15 protein-coding genes are annotated in these 15,770 nt (G+C 70.7%); 11 read left to right on the forward strand and 4 right to left on the reverse strand.

Going from position 1 to position 15,770, the window contains the following annotated elements; genetic code table 11:
* The first annotated feature begins 137 nt into the window (after nt 1-137).
* From DC434_RS03845 to DC434_RS03855, 3 genes are read left to right on the forward strand one after another with little or no spacing between them, the layout of a single operon-like run.
* A complete protein-coding gene (locus tag DC434_RS03845) occupies nt 138-1,676 on the forward strand; it encodes a Re/Si-specific NAD(P)(+) transhydrogenase subunit alpha (RefSeq protein ID WP_116633915.1) in 1,539 nt (512 codons plus the stop codon).
* The gene (gene pntB / locus DC434_RS03850) at nt 1,673-3,070 is read left to right on the forward strand and encodes a Re/Si-specific NAD(P)(+) transhydrogenase subunit beta (RefSeq protein ID WP_116633916.1); all 1,398 of its coding nucleotides are present in this window, start codon (nt 1,673-1,675) and stop codon (nt 3,068-3,070) included. Before DC434_RS03845 ends, pntB begins: the two co-directional genes overlap by 4 nt.
* Nucleotides 3,071-3,128: 58 nt before the next feature.
* Nucleotides 3,129-6,896, forward strand: coding sequence for a proline dehydrogenase family protein (locus tag DC434_RS03855; RefSeq protein ID WP_116633917.1), 3,768 nt, complete (start codon nt 3,129-3,131; stop codon nt 6,894-6,896).
* A gap of 15 nt (nt 6,897-6,911) precedes the next feature.
* Here DC434_RS03855 and DC434_RS03860 read toward each other — a convergent pair whose 3' ends face one another.
* Entirely contained in the window at nt 6,912-7,778 is an 867-nt protein-coding gene (locus tag DC434_RS03860; protein WP_116633918.1) for a LysR family transcriptional regulator, read from the reverse strand.
* 117 nt (nt 7,779-7,895) lie between these two features.
* Between DC434_RS03860 and DC434_RS03865 the strand changes: the two genes are divergently transcribed.
* From DC434_RS03865 to rocD, 7 genes are all read left to right on the forward strand, one after another.
* Nucleotides 7,896-8,312 (forward strand): heme-binding protein, encoded by a 417-nt coding sequence (locus tag DC434_RS03865; RefSeq protein ID WP_116633919.1) that lies wholly within the window; start codon nt 7,896-7,898, stop codon nt 8,310-8,312.
* Nucleotides 8,309-8,617, forward strand: coding sequence for a putative quinol monooxygenase (locus tag DC434_RS03870; RefSeq protein WP_116633920.1), 309 nt, complete (start codon nt 8,309-8,311; stop codon nt 8,615-8,617). The genes DC434_RS03865 and DC434_RS03870 overlap by 4 nt, the downstream gene beginning before the upstream one ends.
* An 82-nt stretch (nt 8,618-8,699) precedes the next feature.
* Nucleotides 8,700-9,146 carry a hypothetical protein gene (locus tag DC434_RS03875; protein WP_243408795.1) on the forward strand — a complete coding sequence of 149 codons (447 nt, stop codon included), beginning with the start codon at nt 8,700-8,702 and terminating at the stop codon, nt 9,144-9,146.
* Nucleotides 9,146-9,361 (forward strand): helix-turn-helix transcriptional regulator, encoded by a 216-nt coding sequence (locus tag DC434_RS03880; RefSeq protein ID WP_116633921.1) that lies wholly within the window; start codon nt 9,146-9,148, stop codon nt 9,359-9,361. The genes DC434_RS03875 and DC434_RS03880 overlap by 1 nt, the downstream gene beginning before the upstream one ends.
* A gap of 1 nt (nt 9,362) precedes the next feature.
* A complete protein-coding gene (locus tag DC434_RS03885; RefSeq protein WP_116633922.1) occupies nt 9,363-10,373 on the forward strand; it encodes an NAD(P)-dependent alcohol dehydrogenase in 1,011 nt (336 codons plus the stop codon).
* A 185-nt stretch (nt 10,374-10,558) separates the two neighbouring features.
* On the forward strand, nt 10,559-11,437 hold the full coding sequence (ddaH, locus tag DC434_RS03890) for a dimethylargininase (protein ID WP_116634038.1): 879 nt from the start codon (nt 10,559-10,561) through the stop codon (nt 11,435-11,437).
* Between the two features lie 50 nt (nt 11,438-11,487).
* Nucleotides 11,488-12,693 (forward strand): ornithine--oxo-acid transaminase, encoded by a 1,206-nt coding sequence (gene rocD, locus DC434_RS03895; RefSeq protein ID WP_116633923.1) that lies wholly within the window; start codon nt 11,488-11,490, stop codon nt 12,691-12,693.
* A gap of 30 nt (nt 12,694-12,723) precedes the next feature.
* Here rocD and DC434_RS03900 read toward each other — a convergent pair whose 3' ends face one another.
* The 3 genes from DC434_RS03900 to DC434_RS03910 all read right to left on the reverse strand — a co-directional run bounded on the left by DC434_RS03900 (nt 12,724) and on the right by DC434_RS03910 (nt 14,954).
* The gene (locus DC434_RS03900) at nt 12,724-13,110 is read right to left on the reverse strand and encodes a hypothetical protein (protein WP_116633924.1); all 387 of its coding nucleotides are present in this window, start codon (nt 13,108-13,110) and stop codon (nt 12,724-12,726) included.
* A gap of 69 nt (nt 13,111-13,179) precedes the next feature.
* Nucleotides 13,180-14,508, reverse strand: a complete 1,329-nt coding sequence (locus DC434_RS03905) for an MFS transporter (RefSeq protein WP_116633925.1) — start codon at nt 14,506-14,508, stop codon at nt 13,180-13,182.
* 5 nt (nt 14,509-14,513) lie between these two features.
* A complete protein-coding gene (locus tag DC434_RS03910) occupies nt 14,514-14,954 on the reverse strand; it encodes a MarR family transcriptional regulator (RefSeq protein WP_116633926.1) in 441 nt (146 codons plus the stop codon).
* 61 nt (nt 14,955-15,015) lie between these two features.
* Here DC434_RS03910 and DC434_RS03915 point away from each other — a divergent pair, with 61 nt between their 5' ends.
* Complete coding sequence (locus DC434_RS03915; RefSeq protein ID WP_116633927.1) at nt 15,016-15,753, forward strand: copper homeostasis protein CutC; 738 nt, start codon at nt 15,016-15,018, stop codon at nt 15,751-15,753.
* The last annotated feature ends 17 nt before the right edge of the window (nt 15,754-15,770 follow it).

Genomic DNA, 15,770 nt, shown 5'->3' on the forward strand with positions numbered 1-15,770 from the left:
GCAAGAAATGGAATTCTTTTCTCGTAATGTGACCAGAAGGGCAGGGCGCTGCCGCCTCCTCTCAGTACTGTGAGCGGAACATACGGGCACGGTAGCCCGCAAGACCCCGTCGGAGCAGACGGGCGGAGGAGGAGCAAGTGGCAGTCATCGGCATCGTGCGGGAGCCTGCGGGCGAAGCACGGGTCTCGGCCACCCCGGCGACGATCGCGTCGCTGCGGAAGCTGGGCCACACGGTCAGCGTGGAGCGGGGAGCGGGCGCAGCAGCGTCCTACCCGGATTCGGAGTACGAGGCGGCCGGTGCGACGCTCGTCGACCGTGCAGGGGCATGGGGGAGCGAGATCGTCCTCGCGATCACGGCACCGGATGCCGCGGCGATCGCACTCCTCGCCGATGGGGCGACGCTCATCGCCCTGCTGTCGCCGGCACTCCGTCCTGACCTCGTCGAGTCGCTCGCCCAGCGGGGGATCACCGCGCTCGCCCTCGACGCGGTGCCGCGCATCTCGCGCGCGCAGTCGATGGACGTGCTCAGCTCGATGGCGAACATCGCCGGCTACCGCGCTGTCGTCGAGGCCGCGCACGAGTTCGGACGCTTCTTCACCGGGCAGGTCACCGCTGCCGGCAAGGTGCCGCCCGCCAAGGTCCTGGTCGCCGGAGCCGGTGTCGCCGGTCTCGCGGCGATCGGTGCCGCGTCGAGCCTGGGCGCGATCGTCCGCGCCACCGATCCGCGTCCGGAGGTGGCCGACCAGGTCACGTCGATCGGCGGCTCGTACCTGCCGGTCGACGTCGCGGTCGCGGCATCCTCCGACGGCTACGCGAAGGCGACCAGCGAGGACTACAACCGGCGTGCGGCCGAGATCTACACCGAGCAGGCCGCCGACGTCGACATCATCATCACCACCGCGCTGATCCCCGGCCGCGCGGCGCCGCGTCTGATCACGGCATCCGACGTCGCCCTGATGAAGCCGGGCAGCGTGATCGTCGACATGGCCGCGGGCCAGGGCGGAAACGTCGAGGGCTCGGTCGCCGGAGAGCGCACCGTGACCGACAACGGCGTCATCATCCTGGGGTACACCGACCTCGCCTCGCGCCTCGCCGCGCAGGCCTCGCAGCTGTACGGCACGAACCTCGCCAACCTCGTGGCGCTCCTGACGCCCGCGAAGGACGGGCAGCTGGTGATCGACTTCGACGACGTCGTGCAGCGCTCGGTCACCGTCGTCCGCGACGGAGCCGTGACCTGGCCGCCGCCTGCCGTGCAGGTCGCGGCCGCCCCCGCCGCGAAAGCGGTAGAGGCACCGGCCGAGATCGCGACGCCGGCGACGATGTCGACCGGCCGCAAGGTCGCCCTCATCGTGCTCGGCATCGCCGCGCTGTTCGCCGTGAACGCGTTCGCGCCCGCTCCGCTGCCGCAGCACTTCACCGTGCTCGTGCTCTCGGTCGTGATCGGCTTCTACGTGATCGGCAAGGTGCACCATGCCCTGCACACGCCGCTCATGTCGGTGACGAACGCCATCTCCGGCGTCATCGTGGTCGGCGCGATGCTGCAGGTCACCTCCCCGATCCCGGTCGTGCAGGTGCTCGCCGCGATCGCCGTGCTGCTCGCATCCATCAACATCTTCGGAGGATTCGCGGTCACCCGCCGAATGCTCGCGATGTTCACGAAGGGCGGCCACAAGTGACCGTCGACGCCCTCGCGGGAGCGGCCTACATCGTCGCCGCGCTGCTGTTCATCCTGAGTCTCGCGGGACTCAGCCGCCACGAGTCCGCCCGTTCCGGCGTGGTCTACGGCATCTCCGGCATGACGATGGCGCTGCTCGCGACCGTCGCCCTCACCGTGGCGGATGCCTGGACCACGGGTGCCTTCCTCGGGCTCGGCCTGCTCGTCGCCGCGGTCGCCGTCGGCGCGGCCATCGGCCTGTGGCGGGCGCGCTCGGTCGAGATGACCGGCATGCCCGAGCTCATCGCGCTGCTGCACAGCTTCGTCGGCCTCGCCGCCGTGCTCGTCGGCTGGAACGGCTATCTCGCCCACCCGGAGATCGCTCCGCAGCTCGAGGGCATCCACAACGCCGAGGTCTTCATCGGCATCTTCATCGGCGGCGTGACGTTCACCGGATCGATCGTGGCCTACCTGAAGCTCTCGGCGAAGATGTCGTCGAAGCCGCTCATGCTGCCGGGCAAGAACGTGCTGAACGTCGGAGCGCTCGTCGCCTTCGTCGCGCTCACCGTCTGGTTCGTGAACGACCAGCAGCTCGCCCTCCTGATCGGCGTCACGGTGCTGGCGTTCGCGCTCGGATGGCACCTGGTCGCCTCGATCGGCGGCGGCGACATGCCCGTCGTCGTCTCGATGCTCAACAGCTACTCCGGATGGGCCGCGGCGGCGGCGGGCTTCCTGCTGAACAACGACCTGCTGATCGTGACGGGTGCGCTCGTCGGCTCGTCGGGTGCGTACCTCTCCTATGTGATGTGCAAGGCGATGAACCGCTCGTTCCTTTCGGTGATCGCCGGCGGATTCGGCATCGCCGCGCCGACGGCCACCGACGAGGAGTACGGCGAGCACCGCGAGATCACCGCCGAGAGCGCGGCCGAGATGCTCACCGAGGCGAAGTCGGTCGTGATCACCCCCGGCTATGGCATGGCCGTCGCGCAGGCGCAGTACCCGGTCGCCGACCTCGTGCGCCGACTGCGCGAGCGGGGCGTGGACGTGCGGTTCGGCATCCATCCGGTCGCCGGCCGTCTGCCGGGGCACATGAACGTGCTGCTGGCCGAGGCGAAGGTGCCGTACGACATCGTGCTCAGCATGGACGAGATCAACGACGACCTGGCATCGACCTCGGTCGTGCTCGTGATCGGCGCCAACGACACGGTCAACCCGGCCGCGGCTGAGGACCCGTCGAGCCCGATCGCCGGGATGCCGGTGCTCAAGGTGTGGGAGGCCGAGAACGTCATCGTGTTCAAGCGGTCGATGGCCGCCGGATACGCGGGCGTGCAGAACCCGCTGTTCTTCCGCGACAACGCCTCGATGCTGTTCGGCGACGCGAAGCAGAAGGTGGAGGACATCATCGCGGCACTGTGACGGGGAGAACCGGGTGGCGTCCGCTGCTCGAGCGGCATCCAGACCTAATGTGGAGACCATGGCAGAGTCGTCGTCATCCTCCGCGGATGCCGTGGCATCCGCTCCTCTCGCGGATCGTGCCGTCGAGCTCGCGCGCCGCTGGGTGACCGAGGCCGCGGCGGCCGAGGTCGACCCCGCGGCGGAGCGGCTCGCCGGCGTGCTGCAGGATGCGAACGGGCTCCCCTTCACCCTCGGTTTCGTCGACGGCGTGATGCGTCCGGAGAGCCTGGCCGCGGCAGCATCCCAGCTGCACCGGATCGCTCCGATCGTGCCCGAGTTCCTGCCGTGGTACCTGCGCTCCGCCGTGCGCCTCGGCGGGGGCATGGCGCAGGTGCTGCCTTCCCCGGTCGTGCCGATCGCCCGGCGGGTGCTCCGCGACATGGTGGGGCACCTCGTCGTCGACGCCCGCCCCGCGAAGCTCGGACCGGCGCTGGAGAAGATCCGCACGCCCTCGACGACCACCGGAACCACCGCGCGCGTCAACCTCAACCTCCTCGGCGAGGCCGTGCTGGGCGAAGCCGAGGCGAAGCGTCGGCTCGACGGAATCCACGAGCTGATCCGCCGCCCCGACGTCGACTACGTCTCGGTGAAGGTGTCGGCGATCATCAGCCACATCTCGATGTGGGCGTTCGACGAGGTCGTCGACCAGGTGGTCGAGCGGCTGATGCCGCTCTATCTGACGGCGGCGGGCCCTTCGACAGGCTCAGGGACCCACGAGGGGACTCGCTCAGGGACCCAGACCTTCATCAACCTCGACATGGAGGAGTATCGCGACCTCGATCTCACGATCGCGGTCTACACGCGCATCCTCGAGGACCCGCGACTGCAGCACCTCGAAGCGGGCATCGTGCTGCAGGCCTATCTGCCCGATGCCCTCCCCGCCCTGCAGGAGCTGACCGCGTGGGCGCAGGACCGGGTCGCGCACGGCGGGGCGCCGATCAAGGTACGTCTCGTGAAGGGGGCCAACCTCGCGATGGAGAACGTCGAGGCGCGGCTGCACGGCTGGACCCCGGCGACCTACGACACGAAGCTCGACACCGACGCGAACTACCTCCGCTGCCTCGACTGGGCGCTGACCCCCGAGCGCACCGCCGCGGTGAAGCTGGGCATCGCCGGGCACAATCTCTTCGGCATCGCGTACGCCTGGCTGCTGGCCGGGGAACGCGGAGTCCGCCCTTCGACGAGCTCAGGGACCCAGGTTCCGGGTGCGGGGCAACCGCCGATCGAGTTCGAGATGCTGCTGGGTATGGCTCAGGGGCAGGTGCAGGCCGTCTCCCGCGAGGTCGGGCCGGTCCTCCTCTACGTGCCCGTTGTGGAGCCCGCGGAATTCGACGTCGCCATCAGCTATCTGGTGCGCCGCCTCGAGGAGAACGCGTCGGCCGACAATTTCCTCTCGGCGGCCTTCCGGCTCGACGAGGACGAGGCCCTGTTCGTGCGCGAGCAGGATCGCTTCCTCGACGCCCTCGACCGCTCCACCGACCCGACGCTGCGCATCGGTCCCCGTCGCACGCAGGACCGGCTCGCCCCCGTGCACGAGTCGGTGCGCCCGGCGCTCGCGGCCCCGACCCCCGAGGTCGACCTCACGAAGGCCGTGCTCGGCATCTCGCGCGGATCGGATGACGGCGACGGCGAGGCCTTCCTCGAGACCGCCGTCTACTCGGCGCGGGAAGCGCCGGAGGACGCCGGCGGCGCTCCCGGATTCTCGAACACCGCGGACAGCGATCCCTCGCTTCCGGCCAACCGCGACTGGGCGCGCTCCGTGCGCGACGGCATCCGCGGTTCGACGGCCGGCCGCACCACGCTCGAGGCCGCGCTGATCGACGATCCCGCTGCCCTCGACGAGACCGTGCAGCGGGTGCGCGACGCGGCTCCCGCCTGGGGTTCCCGCCCGGCCGCCGAGCGTGCCGAAGTGCTGCTCCGCGCCGCCGCCGCCCTCGAGTCGCGTCGCGGCGAGCTGATCGAGGTCGCGGCGTCCGAGACGGGCAAGGTCTTCGCCGAGGCCGACGTCGAGGTCAGCGAGGCGGTCGACTTCGCCCGCTACTACGCGGCCAAGGCCCGCGAGCTCGATGCGATCGCGGGAGCGACCTTCCTCCCCGCGAAGGTGACCGTTGTGACGCCGCCCTGGAACTTCCCCGTCGCGATCCCGGCGGGCGGCGTGCTCGCGGCGCTCGCCGCAGGTTCGGGCGTGGTGTTCAAGCCCGCCCCGCAGGCGCGCCGCTCGGCGGCCGTGGTCGCGGAGTCCCTCTGGCAGGCCGGTGTCCCGCGCGACGTGCTCGCTCTCGTCGACATCGAGGAGGGCGACCTCGGTCGCGCGCTCATCGGTCACGACGCAGTCGATCGCGTGATCCTCACCGGCGCCTGGGACACGGCGGCGCTGTTCCGCTCCTGGCGACCCGATCTGCCTCTGCTCGCCGAGACGAGCGGCAAGAACGCGATGATCGTCATGCCGTCCGCCGACCTCGATCTCGCCGTCGCCGACCTCGTCAAGAGCGCCTTCGGCCATGCCGGTCAGAAGTGCTCGGCGGCCTCGCTGGCGATCCTGGTCGGACCGGTCGGACGCTCTCCGCGCTTCGCCCGGCAGCTGGCGGATGCCGTCCGCTCCCTGCACATCGGGTGGCCCACGGATCCGCTCGCCGAGGTCGGTCCGGTGATCGAGAAGCCGCAGGGCAAGCTCGCCTGGGCGCTGACCGAGCTGGAGGGCGACGAGCAGTGGCTCATCCGGCCGGAGCTCGCGGCGGACGACGACGGCAGCGGACGGCTCTGGCGCCCCGGCATCCGGGTCGGCGTGCAGGCCGGATCGCGCTTCCACACCGAGGAGTTCTTCGGTCCCGTGCTCGGCGTGATGCACGCTCCCACGCTCGAGCGGGCGATCGAGCTGCAGAACGCGGTCGCCTACGGCCTCACGGCCGGCCTGCACACCCAGGACCCCGACGATCTCGCGCAGTGGCTCGACCGCGTGCAGGCGGGGAACCTCTACGTCAACCGGGGCATCACCGGTGCCATCGTGCAGCGGCAGCCGTTCGGCGGCTGGAAGCGCTCATCGGTCGGCCCCGGCGCCAAGGCCGGCGGGCCGAACTACCTGATCGGACTCGGGTCGTGGCGCTCGCACCCCGGCGGGCCGGCATCCAGCACCCTGCACCTTCGCGGTCTCGACTCCCGGATCACCGCCCTCATCGAAGCGGCGCAGCCGTCGCTCGCCTACGAGCCGTTCGAGTGGCTGCGACGCTCCGCCCTGTCGGACGCGCTCGCCTGGGATCGCGAGTTCGGGCAGGTGCGCGACGTGTCCCGACTCGGTGTCGAGCGCAACCTCTTCCGCTACCGGCCGGTGCCCGTCGAGATCCGCGCGACGGACGACGCGGCCTTGCAGGATCTGCTGCGCGTCGTGATCGCCGGTGTGCGCGCCGGTGCCCGTTTCGTGCTCTCCAGCCCGACCGGCCTGCCGGCCGAGGTGCGCCGGGCGCTGGGGGATCTGGACGCCGTCGTCTTCCTCGAGACCGAGGCGGAGTGGATCGAGCGGATGCTGCGCCACGACGAGCCCGCAGAGGGCGATCGTCGTCCTGCGCCGAGCCGGAACCGCGTGCGTCTGGTCGGCGGACGTGACACGGTCGCCGCTGCCCATGCGTCGCTGGCCGTGGAGTCGAGCGGTGATCCCGACCTCGCGGTGTACGACGGCGAGGTGACGGCGGCCGCGCGCATCGAGCTGCTGCCCTTCGTGCACGAGCAGTCCATCAGCATCACCGCGCATCGCTACGGGAACGTCGATCGCCGCTTCAGCGAGGTCATCTGAGCGGATCGGCGCGTCTCAGCGTCCGCTCGTGGTCACGCTGGCGAGAAGCGAGCGGATCAGCGGGTCCGTGGCACCGCGCCAGTAGACCGAGATGTCGCGGCGCACGGGTTCCCGCAGCGCGTGCGCCGCGACCTGCGGAGGCACGATGTTTCGTGGCACCAGGGTATGGCCGAGCCCGTGCAGGGCGTACTCGACCGCGGCCCGGGCCTGCTCGGTGCGCAGGGCGGCACGCGGGATGAACCCGGCACGCGCGCAGGCCGCGTCGAGCAGTTCCCCCAATCCGTTGCCCGGGGTGAAGTGCACCCAGTCGTCGTCCCGCAGATCGGCGAGGTCGAGCGGGCCGTCGGGAGTCCGTCGATCGGCGCCGGAGAGCACCACGACGAACTCCTCCTCGACCAGTCGGCTCCGACCGCCCGTCCAGCCCTCGGGGACCGGGCCGATCGCGAGATCGAACGCCCCGGCGAGGAGGCCGGCCACCAGCTCCTCCTGATGGCGGAACTCGTGGAGCTCGGCCTGCACGCGCGGATGCTGCGATCGCCAGTCCGCGAGGATCGCCGGGAGGATGCCCAGGCTGAGGGAGTACAGGGTGCCGACCCGCAGCTCTCCGACCGCGCCGCTGGTCACGGTGCGCGCCGTCCGGACGAGGTCATCGTGGGCGGCGACCACCGCCCGCGCCGTGTCGAGCAGGGTGCGCCCGGCGGTGGTCGGACGCGTGGACCGAGGGAGGCGCTCGACCAGGGCGACGCCGAGGGCCTGTTCGAGCGCGACGAGCTGGCGGGACAGCGTCGGCTGACTGACGAAGAGACGCGCAGCGGCGCGCGTGATCGAGCCCTCGTCGCACACGGCGATGAAGGCGCGGAGCTGCCGCTCGGTCACATCCATGTCTTGAGTGTATGGATCTCAGCGCTTTCTTGCATCGCATGTGGGGTATGGGGATCGAGGGTGGCGTGTTCCATCCCTCAGACGCCGCACCGGGCGTCCGGACAGACAGGAAGAACCATGACCGCTCTCACCATCGAAACCGCCTCCCGCGCCGCCGCCGCCCAGGACGCGGCTCGGCAGCACGGCGTCGCCGTCGTCATCACCATCGTCGATGCCGGGGTGCAGCCCGTGCTGGTCGTCCGGCAGGACGGGGCGCCGATCGCGGCGATCGACGCGAGCCTGAGCAAGGCCCGCACGACGCTGTACTTCGGCGGCACCGCGACGGCCGACCTCGCCGGCGCGACCGCTCCCGGGGGACCGCTGTTCGGGTTCGAGCACGCCGTCTCCGCGCCGCTCGCCTTCCTCGGAGGAGCAGTACCCGTCCGAGACGCACAGGGAGAGATCATCGGCGCCGTCGGCGTCGGCGGCGGCACGGCCGAGCAGGACCACGCGATCGCTGTCACGGCGGCAGCGGCCATCGGAGCGTCGGCGTGAGCTCGGCGGGCGAGGTCGTCGTCTCGCTGGCGACGCTGGTCGCGCGCGAGGGGCGGCGTGACGACCTGCGGCGCGCGCTGCTGCCGCTCATCGAGCCGACCAGGGCAGAGCCGGGAAACCTCGACTACGTCCTGTTCGAGAAGACCGAGGCGCCGGGCACGTTCGTCATGCGCGAGGCGTTCGCGTCGATGGGCGCTCTCGGCGAGCACCAGCAGACCGCCCACTACGTGGCTTTCGCGGCACAGGCCGACGACCTGCTCGCCGAGCCGCTCGCGCTGACGTTCCTCACTCAGATCTCGGACTGAGATCTCGGCGACCGGAGCCGATGTAAAAGATTCTTGACACGAGGGAGCGCTGAGGCGTACTCTCGTGTCAAGAATCTTTTACATGGGAGGCATCATGGTCTACGAGGAGCGCAACGCCTGGGCGGGGTTGATCGTGAGCCCGATCACGATGATCGTCTACGTCATCCTCATCGTGCAGCAGGCCGCGGGCGGTCCGCTCACCGACGTCGACTGGTTCCCGCTCATGCTGTGGGTGATCGGCGGCAGCATCCTCGCCGTGATCATCCTCAGCATCGTCTGGGGCATGATCGCCGGAGTGAAGGATGCCGGCGGCATCGGCCAGGCCGACATCCGCGATCGCGACATCAGCCGCCTGGGCGGACGCGTCGAGCAGGCCTTCGTCGTGATCGCGGGACTCGGCGTGATCGCCCTCTGCGCGGTCGGGGCCGACGTCTTCTGGATCGCGAACACGATGTTCGCCGGCTTCTGGGTCGCCGCCGCCATCGGCAGCGTCGCCCGCGTCATCGCGTACCGCCGGGGGCTGATCTGATGGTCAAGCCGACCCGCGTCTCCAACAGCATCCGCGCCCACCGGGAGTCGGCGGGGATGACCCAGGCCGACCTCGCCCGCACGATCGGCGTGACCCGGCAGACGCTCATCGCGATCGAGCAGGAGAAGTACTCGCCCACGCTCGAGCTCGCCTTCCAGATCGCCCGCGCCTTCGGCGTGGGGATCGACGCCCTCTTCCAGTACCCGGAGCAGTGACATGGACAACACGTCTGAGACCCCGACCATGACCGCCTGGCGCCGCGACACCTACGGCCCCGCCTCCGGGACGACACTGCAGGAGATCCCCGTGCCGGTCCCCGGTCGCGGCGAGGTGGTCCTCCGCGTGAGCGCCACGGCCCTCAACGCCGGCGACGTCCGCCTCATGCTCGGAGATCCTCTGCTCGTGCGGCCGATCTTCGGCATGACGAAGCCGAAGTACCCGGTGCGCGGCATCGAGGTCGCCGGAACCGTGGTCGCGGTCGGCCCCGACGTCGTGGGCGCCGAGCTCGACGAGCACGTGGTGGGAGAGCTCGTCGGGGGAGGCGGGCTCGCGACCTACGTGCGCGTTCCCGCAGCCCGGCTCGTCCCGGTCCCGCCCGACGTCGACCCCGCGATCGCCGCGTGCCTTCCCGTCGCCGGCGGGACCGCCTGGCAGGCGCTCGATCTCGCGGAGGTCGGGCTGCGCGCCGGCAGCGCGCCACGCGTGCTCATCATCGGGGCATCCGGCGGGGTGGGCACCTTCGCGGTGCAGCTCGCCGCCCTGCGCGGCGCCGAGGTTTGGGCCACCTGCCGCACCCGCAACGCGCCGCTCGTCGAGTACCTCGGCGCCACCCGCACCCTCGACCACCGCACCTCGCCGCTGAGCGAGCTGCCGGCCGAGCACTTCGATGCGGTGATCGACATCGCCGGAGGGATGCCGCTGCGCGAACTGCAGCGCCTCGTCGCGCCCGGCGGCACGGTGGTGCTGGTGACCGGCGACGGCGGGCACATCATGGGTCCGGTGCCGCGCATGATCAAGGCGGCCTTCCTCTCGATCGGATCCCGCCGCATCCGTCCTCTCGCGGCCTCGCCGCGCCCCGAGGTGCTGGCCAAGCTGCTGGAGCTCGTCGCCGAGGGGCGCATCTCCCCGGTGATCGAGCGCGAGTACCCCTTCGCCGAGGCATCCGCCGCGCTCGCCCGCATCGAAGCCGGGCACACGGTCGGCAAGCTCCTCGTGCGCGCCGGCTGACGCGCTCGGCATCCCGGCGCGCTCTGGCGACGCACAGGGGGTGGATGACAGAATGGGAGCTGGCGTGCTCGAGTCGCATCTTCCCCGCAACCCCTCTGACGAGAAGCGGGTCGAAGGACCGCCGGGCCCCTGGACAGAGTCCGCCGCGTATCGTTCCGAGGAGCATCTTGTCTTTCGAAAACACGCTGTCGACGCCTGAGACCACCGCGACCGCTGTGCCCACCCGCACCGCGCACCACCGTCACTACCTGATGTGCAAGCCGTCGCACTTCACCGTCAGCTACAAGATCAACCCGTGGATGGAGCCGGCCAACCCGACAGACACGGCGAAGGCCGTCGAGCAGTGGCAGCAGCTGCACGACCTCTACCTCGAGCTGGGCCACGAGGTCGAGCACATCGAGCCGCTCGCCGGATTCCCCGACATGGTCTACACGGCCAACGGCGGCTTCCTCATCGACGGCCGCGCCTATGTGCCGAAGTTCCGGTTCGTGGAGCGTCAGGGCGAGTCCCCGGCCTTCGCCGACTGGTTCCGCGCGGCCGGCTACGACACCGTCATCCCGGAAGAGGTCAACGAGGGCGAGGGCGACTTCCTGCTCGTCGGCGACGTGATCCTGGCGGGCACCGGCTTCCGTTCGACCGGCGACAGCCACCGGGAGGTCGGCGAGGTGTTCGGTCGTGAGGTCGTGTCGCTGAACCTCGTGGATCCGCGCTTCTACCACCTCGACACCGCGATCGCCGTGCTCGACCCGGTGCAGGGCACCGAGAACGGCGGGCCCGAGCGCGCCAACATCGCCTACCTCCCCGGCGCCTTCGACGACGCCAGCCGCGCGATCCTCGAGGAGCGCTTCCCCGACGCGATCCTCGTGTCGGACGAGGACGGCTCGGTCTTCGGCCTGAACTCCGCGAGCGACGGCTACAACGTGGTCATCTCGCGGCGGGCCAAGGGCTTCGAGCAGCAGCTGCGCGAGCGCGGCTACAACCCGATCATGATCGACCTGTCCGAGCTCCTGCTCGGCGGCGGCGGCATCAAGTGCTGCACGCTCGAGCTGCGCGGTGCCAAGTGACGGGCCCTTCGACAGGCTCAGGGACCCAGGTGGCAGGCTCAGGGACCCAGGTGGCAGGCTCCGGGACCCAGGTGGAGGCGGCGACCGAGCCGCACGTCGCGCACAACTACCACCCGCTCCCGGTGAACATCGCCCGCGGTGAGGGGGCCTGGCTGACGGATGTCGAGGGCAAGCGGTACCTCGACCTGCTCGCCGCGTATTCCGCCGTGAACTTCGGCCACCGGCATCCGGCTCTGGTCGCAGCTCTCACCGAGCAGCTGGGTCGCGTGACGCTGATCAGCCGCGCGTTCCAGAGCGATCGGCTGGAGCCGTTCGCGGCGGCGCTCGCCGAGCTCGCCGGCAAGGACATGGTCCTGCCGATGAACACCGGCGCCGAGGCCGTCGAGACCGGGATCAAGGTCGCCCGCGCCTGGGGCTACCGGGTGAAGGGCATCGCGGAGGGCCGTGCGCGCATCATCGTCGCCGCCGGCAACTTCCACGGCCGCACCACCACCATCGTCAGCTTCAGCGACGACGAGTCGGCGCGCGACGGGTTCGGCCCGTACACGCCCGGATTCGACGTGGTGCCGTACGGGGATGCGGATGCCATCGCGGCCGCCATCACGGATGACACGGCGGCCGTGCTCGTGGAGCCGATCCAGGGTGAGGCCGGGGTCGTGATCCCGCCCGAGGGCTACCTGCGTCGCATCCGCGAGATCTGCGACGAGAAGAACGTGCTCTTCATCGCCGACGAGATCCAGTCCGGACTCGGTCGCGTCGGAGAGACGTTCGCGTGCGACCGCGAGGGCGTCGTCCCGGACCTGTACCTGCTCGGCAAGGCCCTCGGCGGCGGCATCCTGCCCGTCTCCGCCGTGGTCGGCAACGCCGATGTGCTCGGCGTCATCCAGCCGGGGGAGCACGGCTCGACGTTCGGCGGCAACCCGCTGGCTGCGGCCGTCGGCCTCCGTGTGGTCGAGATGCTCGAGTCGGGGGAGTTCCAGGAGCGTGCTCGTGCGCTCGGCGCCCACCTCGATCAGGCGCTGCAGCCCCTGATCGGACACGGCGTGACAGCCGTCCGTATCGCAGGCCTGTGGGCGGGCGTCGACATCGACCCCGCCAAGGGCACCGGGCGCGAGATCGCCGAGAAGCTGCTCGCCCGCGGTGTGCTCGTGAAGGACACGCACGGCCAGACGATCCGCATCGCCCCGCCGCTCGTGATCCGCGCGACCGAACTCGACTGGGCGGTGGAGCAGCTCAAGCTCGTTCTCGGGGCCTGACTCGCGTCACTCCACCTCGGCAGAGGAGGCTCAGGCCGGCGGGGAATCCGGGTCGAGAGTCTTCAGGGTGTCCTCTTCGGCGGCGTTGTCGGCCTGGAGCTGATCCTCGGTCGTCTCGTCGCCGCCGAGCGGTGCCCCGTTCCCGGGTCCTGCGCTGCCCTGGATCGCGCCGCCCGTGGACTCGCCGCGGGAGCTGTCGCCCTGGATCGCGCCGCCGTCGCCGCTGTCGGAGCCGTCATGATCGGGCCCTGCGCTGCCCTGGATCGCGCCGCCGGTGGATTCGCCGCGCGCGGCATCGCCCTGGATGGCGCCGTCGTCGCCGCCCTCGTGGCCTTCGTTCTCGGTCGTGCCGTCCACGCCGGTGGCGCCTTCGGCCGGGTCCTGCGGGTGCGGGGTGCTTTCGCTGTTGTGGTCCATGCGCCGACCCTACGTTCGGCGAAGACAGGCGCGAAGGGTGTTGACAACGGGCCCTTGCGCGAGGACGGTTCAGTCGTTCTTCGTCGCCGTGCGAATCGGCGTGGTCGCGGCGGCCTCGTCGCTGAACTCGATCGGGTCGGCCCGCTCGATGACGCTGAGCGGACGCGTCTCGTCGAGAGTGAGCAGGAAACGACGGTTCTCGTCGCGGTGCAGACGTCCGGACGTGAACACCCAGATCGCGCCGATCGCGCAGGCGACGAATCCGGCCGTCCCGCCGAGCATGATCGCCGTGCGCGGACCGAAGGCGTCGGCGACCCAGCCGGCGATGGGCGCGCCGACCGGCGTCGAGCCCATGATCACCGCCATGTAGAGCGCGAGCACCCGTCCGCGCAGCGAGGGGTCGGTCGTCATCTGCACGTAGCCGTTCGCCGTGGTCAGCAGCGTCACGATCATGAAGCCCGTGAACATCAGCGTCACCGCGTACGACGCGTACGTCGGCATGGCCGAGGAGACGAAGGCGGCGACGCCGAATCCGCCCGCCGCCAGAATGACGACGCGCACGCGCGCCCGGTCGCGCCGCGCTGCGAGCAGGGCACCCGCGAGGGAGCCGATCGCGAGGATGGAGCTGAGCACGCCGTAGCCGTCTGCTCCCGATCCGAACTCGATCGCCATGGTCGAGGCGAAGATCGGGAAGTTCATGCCGAAGGCGCCGATGAGGAACACGGTCACGAACACGACCCGCAGATCGCTGCGCCCCCACACGTACCGGAATCCGGCGAGGAGGCCGCCCCTGCTGCGCGTCTTCGGGCGCGCGGCGAGCAGGCTCTTCCGCAGCATCAGCAGGGCGAGGATCATCGCGAGGAACGTGGCGGCGTTCACGATGAACACCCAGCCGGAGCCGATCGCCACGATCAGGAGACCCCCGACCGCCGGCCCGATCATGCGGGCGAGGTTGAAGGAGGCTGAGTTCAGGGCGACCGCGTTCGACGTGTCGCCGGCGGTGACCATGTCGGACACGAACGCCTGCCGCGCCGGCGCATCGAAGGCGTTCACGACGCCGAATCCGAGAGCGAAGCAGAACATCATCGGCAGCGTCATGACGCCGCTGAGAAGGAGGATGCCGACGGCGATGGCCAGGCCGAGCAGCGCGGTCTGCGTGACCAGCAGGATGTGGCGCCGATCGAAGCGATCGGCGACCCAGCCGGTCTGGCTGACCAGCAGGAGGGGTGGACCGAACTGCAGCGCCATCGTGACGCCCATCGCCGTCGCGTCGTTGTCGGTCAGCTCGGTGAGGACCACCCAGTCCTGCGCCGTGGCCTGCATCCAGCCGCCGATGTTCGAGACGAGGGCCCCGGCGAACCAGATGCGGTAGTTGATGTTCGCGAACGAGCGGAACATGGCGCTCATCGCTCGACCGCCCGTCGCATCAGCGCGCTGGCTTCTCGGAGCGTGGCCAGCTCCGCCTCGGTGTAGTCGACCTCGCGGAGCATGTCGGCCAGCAGCTCGTCGCGGCGGCGGATGGTCTCGACGACGATCTCGATCCCCGCGTCGGTGATGTCGACCTGCACGCGGCGGCGATCGTCTTCATCCGGGGTCCTGGCGACGAAGCCCTGCTCCTCGAGGCCGTTCACGATGCTGGTCATCGAGGGCGCGGTCACCCGTTCGCGCTCGGCGAGCGTCGAGATCGTGCGGCGTCCGTTCACGCGCAGATCGGCGAGCACCGCGAGCTGCGCATCGCTCATCGAGTCGGCGGCGCGGGCGCAGCGCAGGCGGCGGGCGAGCCGGAACGTGGCCATGCGAAGGTCTGTGGCGGTGAGGTGGAGGGATTCATCAGACGCAGACATTACTTAGTTAGCCTATCTAACCTTCTGGAGGAGGGGAAGGGCGACCCGGCAGAATGGTCGGATGACCCGAACCCTCGCCCTCGAGATCGCCGTGCAGGACCCCGCCGGAGTGCGCATCGCCGCGGAGGTCGGCGCGACGCGCGTCGAGCTCGCGAGTGCCCTCGCCCTCGGTGGACTCACGCCGTCTCCCGCGACGCTCGAGCTCGCCGTCGAGACGGCGGGCGCCGGAGGGCCCGAGGTGCACGTCCTGATCCGGCCGCGCGCCGGCGGATTCCACTACACCGAGGACGAGCTCCTGGTCTCGGAGCGCGACGTCCGCCGCGCCATCGGCGCCGGTGCGGCCGGCGTCGTGATCGGCGCCCTCGACGCCGACGGCTCTCTCGACGTCGACGCCATGGCGCGTCTGCGCGACGCCGCCGGCGGAGCATCCGTCACCCTCCACCGCGCGATCGACGTGACGCCCGATCCGGTCGCGACCCTGCGCACGGCCAGGGACCTCGGACTCCGTCGCGTGCTCACCTCCGGCGGAGCATCCGTCGCGATCGACGGCATCGACACGCTGCGGATGCTCGTCGCCGCCGCCGAGGGCGGGATCGAGGTCATGGCCGGCAGCGGGGTCGACGCTGCCAGCGCTCCGGCGCTCGCCGCGAGCGGCGTCGACGCCATCCACTTCTCCGCGAAGCGGGCGGTGCGCGAGGTTGGGGGAGTGCGCATGGGCTCCGCCGCGGACGGCGTCGGCGGCTACGAGGTCACCGACCTCGACACGGCGCTCGCGGTCTGCGCCGCACTCGGCCGGTAACCGGCGGCGACCCGCGG

Source organism: Microbacterium sp. TPD7012 (genome assembly GCF_003075395.1).
GTDB lineage: Bacteria > Actinomycetota > Actinomycetes > Actinomycetales > Microbacteriaceae > Microbacterium.